The organism is Spiractinospora alimapuensis (assembly GCF_018437505.1).
Classification (GTDB): domain Bacteria; phylum Actinomycetota; class Actinomycetes; order Streptosporangiales; family Streptosporangiaceae; genus Spiractinospora; species Spiractinospora alimapuensis.
Genome location: NZ_CP072467.1, coordinates 4,156,101 through 4,170,377 on the forward strand (window position 1 = coordinate 4,156,101; position 14,277 = coordinate 4,170,377).

The 14,277-nt window shown below is 69.6% G+C and carries 11 protein-coding genes; all 11 read left to right on the forward strand.

Annotated features, from left to right (window positions below; genetic code table 11):
* Positions 1–12 precede the first annotated feature (12 nt).
* The 11 genes from nuoE (at position 13) to J4H86_RS19470 (ending at position 14,234) form a co-directional block, all read left to right on the forward strand.
* Positions 13–732 (forward strand): NADH-quinone oxidoreductase subunit NuoE, encoded by a 720-nt coding sequence (gene nuoE, locus J4H86_RS19420; RefSeq protein ID WP_394356395.1) that lies wholly within the window; start codon positions 13–15, stop codon positions 730–732.
* Positions 729–2,045 carry an NADH-quinone oxidoreductase subunit NuoF gene (gene nuoF, locus J4H86_RS19425; RefSeq protein ID WP_236539304.1) on the forward strand — a complete coding sequence of 439 codons (1,317 nt, stop codon included), beginning with the start codon at positions 729–731 and terminating at the stop codon, positions 2,043–2,045. Before nuoE ends, nuoF begins: the two co-directional genes overlap by 4 nt.
* A gap of 5 nt (positions 2,046–2,050) precedes the next feature.
* Complete coding sequence (locus J4H86_RS19430; protein ID WP_236539305.1) at positions 2,051–4,531, forward strand: NADH-quinone oxidoreductase subunit G; 2,481 nt, start codon at positions 2,051–2,053, stop codon at positions 4,529–4,531.
* Complete coding sequence (nuoH, locus tag J4H86_RS19435; protein WP_236539306.1) at positions 4,528–5,919, forward strand: NADH-quinone oxidoreductase subunit NuoH; 1,392 nt, start codon at positions 4,528–4,530, stop codon at positions 5,917–5,919. The genes J4H86_RS19430 and nuoH overlap by 4 nt, the downstream gene beginning before the upstream one ends.
* A complete protein-coding gene (gene nuoI / locus J4H86_RS19440; protein WP_236539307.1) occupies positions 5,912–6,478 on the forward strand; it encodes an NADH-quinone oxidoreductase subunit NuoI in 567 nt (188 codons plus the stop codon). Before nuoH ends, nuoI begins: the two co-directional genes overlap by 8 nt.
* On the forward strand, positions 6,475–7,467 hold the full coding sequence (locus tag J4H86_RS19445) for an NADH-quinone oxidoreductase subunit J (protein ID WP_394356396.1): 993 nt from the start codon (positions 6,475–6,477) through the stop codon (positions 7,465–7,467). Before nuoI ends, J4H86_RS19445 begins: the two co-directional genes overlap by 4 nt.
* A 3-nt stretch (positions 7,468–7,470) precedes the next feature.
* A complete protein-coding gene (gene nuoK / locus J4H86_RS19450; protein ID WP_236539308.1) occupies positions 7,471–7,770 on the forward strand; it encodes an NADH-quinone oxidoreductase subunit NuoK in 300 nt (99 codons plus the stop codon).
* 10 nt (positions 7,771–7,780) lie between these two features.
* Positions 7,781–9,688, forward strand: a complete 1,908-nt coding sequence (nuoL, locus tag J4H86_RS19455; protein WP_236539309.1) for an NADH-quinone oxidoreductase subunit L — start codon at positions 7,781–7,783, stop codon at positions 9,686–9,688.
* Positions 9,689–9,703: 15 nt separating this feature from the next.
* Positions 9,704–11,284, forward strand: coding sequence for an NADH-quinone oxidoreductase subunit M (locus J4H86_RS19460; protein ID WP_236539310.1), 1,581 nt, complete (start codon positions 9,704–9,706; stop codon positions 11,282–11,284).
* Positions 11,281–12,993 (forward strand): NADH-quinone oxidoreductase subunit NuoN, encoded by a 1,713-nt coding sequence (nuoN, locus tag J4H86_RS19465; RefSeq protein ID WP_394356397.1) that lies wholly within the window; start codon positions 11,281–11,283, stop codon positions 12,991–12,993. Before J4H86_RS19460 ends, nuoN begins: the two co-directional genes overlap by 4 nt.
* A 236-nt stretch (positions 12,994–13,229) precedes the next feature.
* A complete protein-coding gene (locus J4H86_RS19470) occupies positions 13,230–14,234 on the forward strand; it encodes a polyprenyl synthetase family protein (RefSeq protein ID WP_236539311.1) in 1,005 nt (334 codons plus the stop codon).
* Positions 14,235–14,277: the final 43 nt, after the last annotated feature.

The window sequence follows — 14,277 nt, forward strand, 5'->3', positions numbered from 1 at the left end:
AACGGATCCGGCGTGACCGGTCAGGACCGCGAGGACGGCGGACTGTCCGCCGAGGCGCGGGAGCGGCTCTCCGCCGACGCGACGGAGATCATCGCCCGCTACCCGCAGTCGCGTTCCGCGCTGCTGCCCCTCCTGCATCTCGTCCAGGCGGAGGAGGGATTCGTCAGCAACGACGGAATCGCCTTCTGCGCCGAGATGCTCGGACTCACCAAGGCGGAGGTGACCGCGGTCGCCACCTTCTACACCATGTACAAGCGCCGCCCGGTCGGCGAGTACCACGTGGGGGTGTGCACCAACACGTTGTGCGCGGTCATGGGCGGAGACGAGATCCTGGCCGGCCTCAAGGACCACCTCGACGTCGCCGCCGACGAGCCGACCCCGGACGGGAAGGTCTCGGTCGAGCACGTGGAGTGCAACGCGGCCTGCGACTTCGCGCCGGTGGTGATGGTCAACTGGGAGTTCTTCGACAACCAGACGCCGGAGTCGGCCAAACGTCTGGTGGACGACCTCCGCGACGACGCCCCGGTGCGTCCCACGCGCGGCCCCAACGGCGTGTGCACCTTCCGTGAGGCCTCACGGGTCCTCGCCGGCTTCCCCGACGGGAAGGCCACCGAGGGCACCCAGGCGGGGGAGCCGTCCCTCGCCGGCCTGCGCGTGGCCCGGGCCCGCGGCTGGGCCGCGCCGGAGCCGCCCGCGACGAACCCCTCGACCACACCGGAGGACCCACGATGACCTCCTTGACACCGATTCTCTCGGCCAACTGGGACCGCCCTGACTCCTTCCGGATCGACTCCTACACCGAGACCGGGGGGTACCGGGGACTCCGCAGCGCGCTGGCGATGGAACCCGACGCGCTGGTGGACCTGGTCAAGTCGGCTGGGCTCCGCGGCCGTGGCGGCGCGGGATTCCCCACCGGCATGAAGTGGGGGTTCCTGCCCAAGGACAACCCCAAGCCGCGCTACCTGGTCGTCAACGCCGACGAGTCCGAGCCCGGCACCTGCAAGGACATTCCGCTGCTGCTGGCCAACCCGCACTCCCTGATCGAGGGGATCGCGATCACGTCCTACGCGATCCGGTGCCACAAGGCGTTCATCTACGTGCGTGGCGAGGTCCTGCACGTGATCCGCCGGCTGCACGAGGCGGTCGCGGAGGCCTACGCCGCCGGACACCTCGGCACCGACATCCATGGCACCGGCTTCGACCTAGACGTCGTCGTGCACTCCGGTGCCGGCGCCTACATCTGTGGTGAGGAGACCGCGCTCCTGGACTCCCTCGAGGGATACCGGGGCCAGCCGCGGCTCAAGCCGCCGTTCCCCGCGGTGGAGGGCCTGTACGCGTCGCCGACCGTGGTGAACAACGTCGAGTCGGTGGCCAGCGTCCCGGCGATCGTGGACAAGGGGGCCGAGTGGTTCTCGTCCATGGGAACCGAGAAGTCGTCCGGCTTCGGGTTCTTCTCGCTCTCCGGGCACGTGACCCGGCCCGGGCAGTACGAGGCCCCGCTGGGCATCACCCTCGCCGAACTCCTGGACATGGCGGGAGGGATCCGCGCCGGACACGAACTGAAGTTCTGGACGCCGGGTGGTTCCTCGACCCCGATCCTCACCGCCGAGCACATCGACGTGCCGCTCGACTTCGAGTCGGTCGGCGCGGCCGGATCGATGCTGGGAACCCGCGCGCTGCAGATCTTCGACGAAACCACGTCCGTCGTGCGGGCCGTACGCGGATGGATCGAGTTCTACGCCCACGAGTCCTGCGGCAAGTGCACCCCGTGCCGGGAGGGCAACTTCTGGATGGTGCAGGTCCTGCGCCGGATCGAGGCCGGTAAGGGGACGGAGGAGGACGTCGACAAGCTGCTCGACATCTGCGACAACCTCCTCGGTCGCGCCTTCTGTGCCCTCGGTGACGGGGCGACCAGCCCGGTCATGTCCGGCGTCAAGTACTTCCGGGAGGAGTTCCTCGCCGGGACGCACACCCCCGCCTGGGAGCTGTTCCCCTACGAGCGCACGACCCGCTGGGCCGACGATCTGGTGAAAGCGGAGAGGTGAGGCCGATGACCGTCACGAGCAACACGTCCACGGGTGGTGGCCTGCCCGACGTCCCGCCCGAGGACCTGGTCACCGTCACCATCGACGGCTTCCAGATCCAGGTCCCCAAGGGGACGCTGTTGATCCGCGCGGCCGAGCAGCTCGGGATCGAGATCCCGCGCTTCTGCGACCATCCGCTGCTGGACCCCGTCGGCGCGTGCCGGCAGTGCCTGGTGGACATTCCCGACGCCGGCAACGGCCGGGCGATGCCCAAACCGCAGGCGTCCTGCACCATCTCCGTGATGGACGGCATGGTCGTCCAGACGCAGGCGACGTCCCAGGTCGCCGAGAAGGCCCAGCGCGGGATCATGGAGTTCCTCCTGATCAACCACCCGCTGGACTGCCCCGTCTGTGACAAGGGCGGCGAGTGCCCGCTGCAGAACCAGGCGATGGCCAACGGACAGGGCGAGACCCAGTTCGTCGACGTCAAGCGGACCTTCCCCAAGCCGATCCCGCTCTCCACCGAGGTGCTGCTCGACCGGGAACGCTGCATCCAGTGCGCGCGTTGCACGCGGTTCTCCGAGCAGATCGCGGGTGACCCCTTCATCGAGCTGCTCGAACGGGGGGCCGACGAGCAGGTCGGCATCGCCGAGGGGGAACCGTTCCAGTCCTACTTCTCCGGCAACACCGTGCAGATCTGCCCGGTCGGCGCGCTGACCGGAGCCGCCTACCGGTTCCGCGCCCGCCCCTTCGACCAGGTGTCCACCTCCACCGCCTGCGAACACTGCGCCTCGGGGTGCTCCCTGCGCACCGACCACCGGCGGGGCAAGGTCACCCGGCGCCTCGCGGGTGAGGACCCCGAGGTCAACGAGGAGTGGAACTGTGACAAGGGCCGGTGGGCCTTCACCTACGCGACCCGGCGGGACCGGCTGAGCCGTCCGCTCGTCCGTGACCCCCAGAGCGGCGCGTTGGAGACCGCCGCCTGGCCGCACGCGCAGACGGTCGCGGCCCAGGGTCTCGCCGCCGCGCGCGACAAGGGCCCCAACCGCGTCGGTGTCCTGGTCGGCGGCAGGCTCAGCATCGAGGACGCCTACGCCTACTCCAAGTTCGCGCGGGTCGCCCTACGCACCAACGACATCGACATGCGCGCCCGGCCCCACAGCGCGGAGGAGACGGAGTTCCTCGCGGCCCACGTCGCGGGCCGCGCCCTGAACGTCACCTACTCCGACCTCGAGCGCGCGGACACGGTCCTCCTCGCGGGGTTCGAGCCCGAGGACGAGTCCCCGATGGTGTTCCTCCGCCTGCGCAAGGCGATGCGCAACCGCGGACTGCGGGTGTTCTCCCTGGGGACGCACGCCAGCTCGGGGCTGCTCAAGACCGGGGGGACACTGCTCTCGGCCCGCCCCGGGGACGAGGCGGAGATCCTCGCCACGCTCGCCGCGACCCCGCACCACGAGGACGAGGCACTGGCCGAGGCCTCGCGCAACCTGTCCGACGGAACCAGCGTCATCCTGGTGGGAGAGCGACTCGCCGAGGTCCCCGGCGCCCTGTCGGCCGCCGCCGGCCTCGCCGGTGCCACCGGCGCGAAGCTGGGGTGGGTGCCGCGGCGCGCGGGTGAGCGGGGAGCGCTGGAGGCCGGTGCCCTGCCCACCCTCCTGCCCGGCGGCCGCCCGGTCACCGACGCCACCGCGCGCGCCGAGGTGGCGCGCGCGTGGTCCGTCGCGCGCCTTCCGGAGACGCCGGGGCGGGACACCGACGCGATCCTCGCCGCCGCGGAGGCGGGCGACCTCGACGCCCTGGTCATCGCCGGGGTCGACCTGGACGACCTGCCCGACCCCGAGCGGGCCCGCGCCGCCCTGGCCCGGGTCCCCCTCATCGTCAGCCTGGAACAGCGCGCCAGCAACGTCACCGACCGCGCGGACGTGGTGTTCCCGGTCGCCGCGGTCTCGGAGAAGGAAGGCGTCTTCCTCGACTGGGAAGGACGCCCCCGACCCTTCGACGCGGCGCTGGACAAGCCGGGCCTCCTGCCCGACCAGCGGGTCCTGGCGGCGATCGCCGACGAGATGGACGCACACCTCGGTCTGCCGGACCCCGACGCGGCCCGCCGGGAGCTCGACGAGCTGGCCGCCTGGGACGGGACGCGTCCGGAGTCGCCGTCCACCCAGCGCGCCGGAGTCGCCACACCGGAGGCCGGTCAGGCGCTGCTGGCCACCTGGGCCGAACTCCTGGACGCCGGCCGGATGCAGGACGGGGAACCGTTCCTCGCCGGGACGGCCCGGTCACCCGTGGCGCGGCTCTCGGCCGCGACCGCGGCCGAGGTGGGCGTCGGCGCCGGAGACGAGCTACGCGTGAGCACCGACAACGGGTCGGTGACGCTGCCGGTCGCCCTCACCGACATGCCCGACCGTGTGGTGTGGCTTCCCACCAACGCTGAGGGGTGCGCGGTGCGGCGGGATCTCCGGGCCTCCAACGGGTCCGTCGTCTCACTCAGCGGGAGTGCGTCATGAGCCTGAGTCCCATGGCGGGAGTCCTCCTCGCCGACACCGACCCGCACCTCCGGGGGTTCGGCAACGACCCCTGGTGGCTGGTCGGCGGTAAGGCGCTCGCCATCTTCGTCTTCTGCATCCTGGCGGCGCTGCTGCTGATCTGGGCGGAGCGGCGTGTCCTGGGCCGGATGCAGCGGCGCCCCGGCCCCAACCGGCACGGTCCGTTCGGTCTGCTGCAGACCCTCGCGGACGGCATCAAGCTGGCGCTGAAGGAGGACCTGGTTCCCACCAAGGTGAACAAGGTCATCTACATCCTCGCGCCGGTCATCGCGATGATCCCCGCCTTCATGGCGCTGTCGGTGGTGCCGTTCGGCCCACAGGTCAACATCTTCGGCCACGAGACCCACCTCCAGCTCACCGATCTGCCCGTCGGTGTGCTGGTCGTGCTCGCGACCGCGTCGATCGGCGTCTACGGGATCGTGCTGGGCGGCTGGGCGTCGGGATCCCCGTACGCCCTGCTCGGGGGTCTGCGTTCCTCGGCCCAGGTGATCAGCTACGAGATCGCCATGGGGCTGTCGTTCGTGGCCGTGTTCATGTTCGCCGGCACCATGACGACCTCCGGGATCGTCGAGGCCCAGGCGGGCGGGAACACGATGTCCCTGTTCGGCAACGAGGTGTGGGCGCCGTCGTGGTTCGCGATCCTGCTGCTCCCCTCGTTCGTCATCTACCTGATCACCATGGTGGGGGAGACGAACCGGCTCCCCTTCGACCTCGCCGAGGGTGAGGGCGAGATCGTCGGTGGGTTCCACACCGAGTACTCGTCCCTGAAGTTCGCGATGTTCTTCATCGCCGAGTACATCAACATGGTGACCGTGTCCGCGCTGGCGGTCACGCTGTTCCTCGGGGGGTACCACGCCCCTCCGCCGCTCACGGCGGTGTGGGCCGGCGCCAACGAGGGGTGGTGGCCGCTCCTGTGGTTCATGGTCAAGCTGGCCGCCGTACTGTTCCTCTTCATCTGGCTGCGCGGCTCCCTGCCGCGCGTCCGCTACGACCAGCTTATGAAGCTCGGCTGGAAGATCCTGATCCCGATCCAGTTGGTGTGGATCGTGGCGATCGCCGTCATGCGCCAGATGCGCAACGACGACGTGACCCTTCCCGTCGTCGCCGCGGTCGTCATCGGCATGGTGATCGCCGTGGGCGGAGTGATGATGCTCTGGTCCAACGCAGCGGAGCGGGAGCGGGAACGCGAGGCGGCGCGGGTGAGCGCGGAGGACGAGGCGCTGCGCAGCGACCCGACGTACGGCGGTTTCCCCACGCCGCCCAAGAGCGCGCCGCACTACGGCAACAGCGTGGACGCGGAGTCCGCCACGCCCGCGCAGGAGCGACGCAAGGAGGTCACTGGTGCTTGACTTCTTGAATCCCGTCAAGGGTTTCGGGGTCACCTTCCACGCGATGTTCAAGAAGGTGGTGACCGAGCAGTACCCGGAGGATAAGCGGGCCACCATGCCCCGGTTCCACGGCCGACACCAGCTCAACCGCTGGCCCGACGGTCTGGAGAAGTGCATCGGCTGCGAACTGTGCGCCTGGGCGTGTCCCGCCGACGCCATCTACGTCGAGGGCGGCGACAACACCGAGGACGAGAGGTACTCCCCCGGAGAACGCTACGGCCGGGTGTACCAGATCAACTACCTCCGGTGCATTCTCTGCGGCCTGTGTATCGAGGCGTGCCCGACCCGTGCTCTGACCATGACGAACGAGTACGAGCTCGCCGACGACAACCGCGAGAGCCTCATCTGGACCAAGGAACAGCTCCTCGCCCCCCTGCGGGAGGGGATGGAGGCCCCGCCGCACCCCATGCGGTTGGGCGACGACGAAGCGGACTACTACTCGATGGGGCGCGAACGGGGCCCGGCCGGGAGTGGCTCCGACAGTGACGGCAATGTCAGGGACGGCAGGGTCGCGCAGTGAGTACCAACCAACCCTTCCAGCTCGCGAGCACCGCCATGGGTGGCGGGCCGATCTCCGGTGGCGAGACCGCGGCGTTCTGGATCCTCGGCGTGATAGCGGTCGCCGCCGCGATCGGGGTCGTGATCTCCCGACGGGCGGTCCACTCGGCCCTCATGCTCGCCGTCGTGATGATCACCCTGGCCGTGTTCTACGGCATCCAGCAGGCACCGTTCCTGATGGTGGTGCAGATCGTCGTCTACACCGGCGCTGTGCTGATGCTGTTCCTGTTCGTGGTCATGCTCGTGGGCGTCGGCTCGGCCGACTCCCTGGTCGAGACCATCCGCGGCCAACGCGTGATGACGGGGATCCTCGCGGTTCTCATCCTGGGCGCCGTGGTCTACGGCCTGACCCGGGCGGTGCTGGGGGATCCAGCCGGCCTCGCCGCCGGCACAGAGGAGGCTGGGGGCAACGTTCCGTGGCTCGCCACGGAACTGTTCCACCGCTACGTGATCGCCTTCGAGGCCACCGGGGCGCTCCTGATCGTCGCGGTGCTCGGGGCCCTGGTCCTCGCACACACCGAGCGCCTGCGTCGCCGCAGCCAGCGGGACATGTCCAAGGCGCGGGTGCGCAGCGGCCACCCCACACCCCTGCCCGGGCCGGGTACCTTCGCGCGTCACAACGCGATCGACACCCCCGCCCTCCTACCCGACGGCACCCCGTCGGACCTCGCGGTCAACCCGGTCCTCGCGGCCCGGGAGGAACGGCGTCAGGAACCGCTGGGCGAGGTCGGCCCCCGGGACGAGCCCACCGAGGAGCCCGACGTGGGCGACCGTGACCCAGGATCAGGATCACCCCCCGGCGACGCTCCGGACCCCGGTAGCTCGGACCACGACAGCACGGCCACCGATGGTGCGGACACCACCGGCGACGTCGAGGGCACCGACGGTGGCGGTGACGCCGCCGACGGGGACGGCCCCGACGACGCAGGCACCGAGCGGAGGGACCAGTAGCCGATGGACCCCATCAACTACATCGTGCTCGCAGCGATCCTGTTCACGATCGGTGCCGTCGGTGTCCTGGTACGCCGCAACGCGATCATCGTCTTCATGTGCGTCGAGCTCATGCTCAACGCGTGCAACCTGGCGTTCGTCAGCTTCGCCCGCATGCACGGGACGATCGAGGGCCAGGTCATGGCCTTCTTCGTGATGGTGGTCGCCGCCGCGGAGGTCGTCGTGGGCCTGGCGATCATCATGCAGATCTTCCGGACCCGCAGGTCGGCGTCGATCGACGACGCCAACCTGCTCAAGCACTGAGGGACAGCTTGTGAACGAGACCTCAGCCTGGCTTCTGATCGCCCTGCCGCTCGTCGGCGCCGCCGTGCTCCTGCTCGGTGGCCGCCGCACCGACTCCTGGGGCCACTGGCTCGGAGTGGCGACGCCCGTCGCCAGCTTCGCGCTCGCCGTGACCTACCTGGTCGAGCTGCTGGGCCGCACCCCCGACAACCGCGAGATCGCGGTGACGGTCTACGAGTGGATCTCGGTCGGCACACTGTCGATCGGTGTGGATCTCCTCATCGACCCGCTGTCCATCAGCTTCGTCCTCCTGATCACCGGAGTGGGATCCCTTATCCACATCTACTCCGTTGGCTACATGGCCGAGGACGCGGGCCGTCGCCGGTTCTTCGGATACCTCAACCTCTTCGTCGCCGCGATGCTCATCCTGGTGCTCGCCGACAACTACGCCCTGCTCTTCCTGGGCTGGGAAGGGGTCGGGCTCGCGTCCTACCTGCTCATCGGGTTCTGGCAGTTCAAGCCGTCCGCGGCGGTGGCGGCGAAGAAGGCGTTCCTCGTCAACCGGGTCGGCGACATGGGCCTGCTGTTGGCGATGATGCTGATGTTCACCACATTCGGCACGGTCGCCTTCACCCCGGTGTTCAGCGAGGCGGGATCCGCCTCGAGCGCGATGACCACGGCGATCGGACTGCTCCTGCTCCTGGCGGCCTGCGGTAAGTCGGCACAGCTCCCACTGCAGTCCTGGTTGCTGGACGCGATGGAGGGCCCCACCCCCGTCTCCGCCCTGATCCACGCGGCGACCATGGTCACGGCCGGTGTGTACCTCATCGTCCGCTCGGGCCCCATCTTCGAGCTCGCTCCGGCGGCCCAACTCACCGTGGCCATCGTCGGTGCGGTCACCCTGCTGGCCGGTGCCGTCATCGGCTGCGCCAAGGACGACATCAAGAAGGCCCTGGCCGGTTCGACGATGAGCCAGATCGGCTACATGATCCTGGCGGCGGGACTCGGGCCGATCGGCTACGTCTACGCCATCGCCCACCTGGTGACCCACGGCTTCTTCAAGGCCGGCCTGTTCCTCGGTGCCGGCTCGGTCATGCACGGCATGAACGACGAGGTCGACATGCGGAAGTACGGCGGGCTACGCGGCAAGATGCCCGTCACCTTCGCGACGTTCGGCCTGGGCTACCTGGCGATCATCGGTGTCCCCTTCCTGTCCGGCTGGTGGACCAAGGAAGGGATCATGGCGGCCGCCTTCGGCGCCGACTCCCTCCCCGGCGGCGCCACCACCGGCTACGCGCTCGGCGCGGCGACCCTGATCGGTGCCGGACTGACGGCGTTCTACATGTCGCGCATCATGTTCCTCACCTTCTTCGGGGAGCGCCGGTGGGCCGAGGACGCCCACCCCCACGAGTCGCCGCGCACCATGACCTGGCCGATGATCGTGCTGGCCCTCGGGTCCGTGGCACTGGGCGGACTGCTGGTCTACGGCTACCGGTTCGCCGAGTTCCTCGCTCCCGCGACCGGCGCTGAGGTCGGCCACTTCGACCTGGCGCACATGCTGCTCGACCCCGTGGGGCTCGCCGCGTTGGCCCTGCTGATCGTCGGGGTCGGCTACGCGTGGATGCGCTACGCCCGCGCGTCCGTACCGCGGGAACAGCCCGCCGGCTCCTTCGTGACGGTGGCCGCACGGCGGGACCTCTACGGCGACGCCCTCAACGAGGCGGCGTTCATGCGGCCCGGCCAGGTGCTGGTCCGCGCGCTCGCCGTCGTGGACAGCCGGGCGGTGGACGGGATCGTCAACGGCATCGCGCTCGGTGTGCGCCGCAGCTCGGAGTCGCTGCGCCTGACGCAGACCGGATTCGGCCGTAGCTACGCCCTGACCATGGTCTTCGGCGCCGTCCTCGCGGTCGCCGCGACGCTGGCGGTGACCCTTGCCTGAACATGAGGTGGCTCTGTGACGACTATCCCCTGGCTCACCCTCGCCATCGCGGCCCCCGCCGTGGGCGCGCTGGTGGTGGCTATGCTCCCCCGCGAGCAGGCGGCGCTGGCCAAGCGGATCGCCTTGGGTTTCACCCTGGCGACCCTTGCCGTCGTCGCCGTGATCGCGGTCAACTTCGATCCGAACGGGCCGCGCCTGCAGTTCGCGCAGGAGCACCCGTGGATCGAGAGGTTCGGGGTCCACTACGCGGTCGGCGTGGACGGGATCTCCCTCGTCCTCATCGCCCTGTCGGCGGTCCTCGTGCCGCTGGTCATGGTGGCGTCCTGGTCGGGACGTGACGGCGCTTCCGCGGATTCCGACGGCAGTACCCCGGACCAGGGCAAGGCCTACTTCGGCCTGATCCTGATCCTCGAGGCGATGATGATCGGGGTCTTCGCCGCCGCGGACGTGTTCCTGTTCTACGTCTTCTTCGAGGCGATGCTGATCCCGGTCTATTTCATGATCGGGCGCTACGGACGGGGCGACGCCGGCGAACGACGCCGCGCGGCCCTGAAGTTCCTGCTGTACAGCCTCTTCGGTGGCCTGTTGATGCTGGTCGCCGTGATCGGCGTCTACGTCTACGGCGGAACGTTCCTGTGGAGCGAGCTCGTCGGGGCCGACGGCGCCCTGTCCGACCTGGACTCCACGGTCGGGATCTGGCTCTTCCTCGGCTTCTTCGTCGCCTTCGCGATCAAGGCGCCGATGTGGCCCGTGCACACCTGGCTGCCGGCCGCGGCCGGGTCCTCCCGTCCCGGCACCGCGGTGCTCCTGGTCGGTGTGCTGGACAAGGTCGGCACCTACGGAATGCTTCGGTACTGCCTGGAGATGTTCCCGGCCGCCGCCCAGTGGTTCGTCTGGCCGGTCGTCGTGCTCAGCCTGATCAGCATCATCTACGGCGCCCTGCTGGCGATCGCACAGACGGACATGATGCGCCTGATCGCCTTCACCTCGGTGTCGCACTTCGGGTTCATCACCCTGGGCATCTTCGTGATGACGACACAGGGACAGTCCGGCGCCGCCCTGTACATGGTGAACCACGGGCTGGCGACCGGAGCGTTGTTCCTCGTGGTCGGGTTCCTGATCGCACGCAACAACTCCGCCTCGATCACCGACTACGCCGGTGTGCAGCGCATCGCGCCACTGCTCGCCGGATCGTTCCTCGTGGCGGGTCTGAGCAGCCTCTCGCTGCCCGGCCTGTCGCCGTTCGTCAGCGAGTTCCTCGTGTTCCTGGGTGCCTACGCCTTCCACCCCGTGCCCGCGATCATCGCCGTGATCGGCATCGTCCTGGCCGCCATCTACATCCTGTGGATGTACCAGCGCACCATGACCGGCGCGACGCCGGACCGGTTCCGGGGATGGGCGGACCTGTCGGGGCGGGAACTGTGGGCCGTCGGTCCGTTGGTCGCTCTGCTGGTCGTGTTCGGGGTCTACCCGAAGCCGCTGCTGGACACCATCAACCCGGCCGTCGAACAGACGATGGACCAAATGGACGTCTCAGATCCGGCTCCGGCGTTCCCGGCCGCGCAGTCGGGCAGTGAGGAAGGGGAAGCCGAGTGAGTTCGTTCCTGGCGTCGCCCGGCGGGATACTCGCCGCACCGGAGGTGACCGAGCGGGCGCCCGACCTCAACTATGGCCTGTTGACGCCGATGATCGTGATCCTCATGGCCGGCGTCCTCGCTGTCCTCGTGGAGGCCTTCGTGCCACGCGAACGGCGTCGCGAGGTGCAGGTCACCCTGTCGCTCGGCGCGATCGGGATCGCGTTCGTCGTGATCCTCGGCCAGGCGGTCGGCTACTTCGGGGCCCCGTTCGAGGGCGGAGCGGCGGGCCAGCTCATCGCCTACGCGACCGTGGCCATCGACCGTCCCACCCTGTTCCTTCAGGGCGCCGTTCTGATCATGGCGTTCCTGAGCCTGTTGCTGATGTCCGGCGCCCGTCAGGTGGAGCACGCCTTCGCCGCGCAGGCCGCCGCCGTCCCCGGCGGTGAGGAGGAGCGGGAGCACGTCCTCGCCGGCTCGCGGCACACCGAGGTCTACCCGCTGGTGCTGTTCGCCGTCCTGGGCATGATGCTGTTCCCGGCGAGCAACGACTTCCTGACCATGTTCATCGCGTTGGAGGTCCTCAGCCTGCCGCTGTACCTCCTGTGCGCGCTGTCGCGGACCCGTCGTCTGTTCTCGCAGGAAGCCGCGGTCAAGTACTTCCTGCTCGGCGCGTTCGCCTCCGCGTTCTTCCTCTTCGGCATCGCGATGATCTTCGGATACGCGGGGTCGGTGCACTTCGCCGACATCTCCGCCGCGGTCGACTCCCACGGCACCGGTCTGGTGACCGAGGGAGAGACGTTGCTGATGATGGGCATCGCGCTCGTCGCGGTGGGGCTCCTGTTCAAGGTGGGCGCGGTGCCGTTCCACAACTGGAAGCCCGACGTCTACCAGGGTGCCCCCACTCCGGTCACCGCGCTGATGGCGTCCGCCACCCTCATCGCGGGCTTCGGCGCGCTGCTGCGGGTGTTCGCCTCCGCGTTCGACGGAATGGCGTGGGACTGGCGTCCCATGCTGTGGATCATCGCGATCCTGACCATGGTCGTCGCCTCGATCATCGCCGTGACCCAGCGTGACATCAAGCGTCTGCTGGCCTACTCGTCGGTGATCCACGCGGGGTTCATCCTCACCGCGGTCGTGGCGTTCGGCCCGGACCAGGCGATCAACGCCTCGGCCCTGTCCGCGGCCCTGTTCTACCTCGGTGCCTACGGCTTCGCCACCGTGGGAGCGTTCGCCGTCGTCACCCTGGTGCGGGTGCGTGGCGGCGACGCGGAGGCGGGCGACCTCGCCGCGTGGGCTGGGCTCGGTCGCACCGCGCCGTGGCTCGCCGGGGCGCTCACCCTGTTCCTGCTGGCGTTCGCGGGCATCCCGCTCACCAGCGGGTTCATCGGGAAGTTCGCGGTGTTCGAGGCCGCGATGTCGGCGGGTGCCTGGCCTCTCGTCGTCATCGGTGTTCTGGCCAGCGCCGTCACCGCGTACTTCTACCTGCGGATCGTCGTCCTCATGTACTTCCAGGAGGCCCCGGAGGACGGGCCCCGGGTCGTTGCTCCGAGCTGGCTGACCGGCTCGGTGATCACCGTGGGCGCGGCCGCCACGATCGCGTTGGGGGTTCTGCCCGGACCGGTGTTCAACACACTCCTTCCCGACCCGGATCAGAGCGCCGAGGCCGTGGCCGAAACCCCTGCCCCCGGTACCGAGCAGGTGGAACCAGTCGATATGTTCGTACGGTGAGTCGTTAGTGCCGATCGGCGGTGTGACGTTGGGGCGCGGGGTGGGTTCGACTACCTTCGTGTCGGTGCCGCGATGCACCGCCGGACGGTGGATCCTGCTGGAGGACGTTCCACGGGACGCCACTCGACCGCGAAGGCCTGGAACGCCAGGCCCAGAAGACGATTGTGGTTCCGCGAGCGTGCCAAGGGTCCCGCGAGGGGGCCGAAGCACGTGCCTGCTGATGTTGGAGCGTTCAGGTGAGTGAAGTTGTGGCGAACGGTTACCTCGGTCTGCCGGGCGTCGACACCGATCTCGCCCGCGATATTCAGGACGACCTCGTCCGCGTCGAGGACGCTCTGCGTACGGCGGTCACCGTCGACGACCCGCTCCTCGCGGAGTCGGCGGCGCACCTGCTCGGCGCGGGCGGGAAGCGCTTCCGGGCGACCCTGGTCCTGCTCGCCGCCCGCTTCGGCGACGCCAAGGCACCCGAACTCATCCCCGCCGCCACCGTCGTGGAACTGACCCACGTGGCGACCCTCTACCACGACGACGTGATGGACGAGGCGGAGCTGCGTCGCGGCAGCGCCAGCGCCAACCTGCGGTGGGGCAACTCGGTGGCCATCCTCACCGGTGACTACGTGTTCGCCCAGGCGTCGATGCTGCTCGCCGACCTCGGCGCCGAGGCGGTGCGGCTCCAGGCGAGTACCTTCAGTCGCCTGGTTCGCGGCCAGATACTGGAGACCTCCGGGCCCGCGGAGGGCGTGGACGCGGTCGAGCACTACCTCGAGGTGATCGCGGACAAGACGGCGTCGCTCATCGCCACCTCCTCCCGGTTCGGCGCCATGTTCTCCGGCGCCTCACCCGAGGTCGTGGAAGCGGTGACCCGCGCCGGTGAGGCGTTGGGCATGGCGTTCCAGCTCTCCGACGACCTCCTGGACGTCGCCGCCGACGCCACCTCCTCCGGCAAGGAGCCGGGCACGGACCTCCGCGAGGGCGTGCTGACGCTCCCGATGTTCTACGCGCTTCGGGAGACCGGTCCCGAGGCCGATCGCCTTCGGGAGCTCCTCGGACGCCCCCTGGACGACACCGAGACCGCCGAGGCGCTCGCCCTGCTCCGCTCCCGTCCGGCGATGGAGCGGGCAATGGCCGACCTGCGCGGATGGGCCGACCGGGCCCGGGACGAACTCGACACACTACCGGTGGGGCCCGCCCGGGACGCGTTCGCGACCCTGTGTGACTACGTGGTCGAGCGCTCCGGCTGACCAGGAGGCCCGACCACTGGAGCGCGGCGTGGGTCCCCGGTAG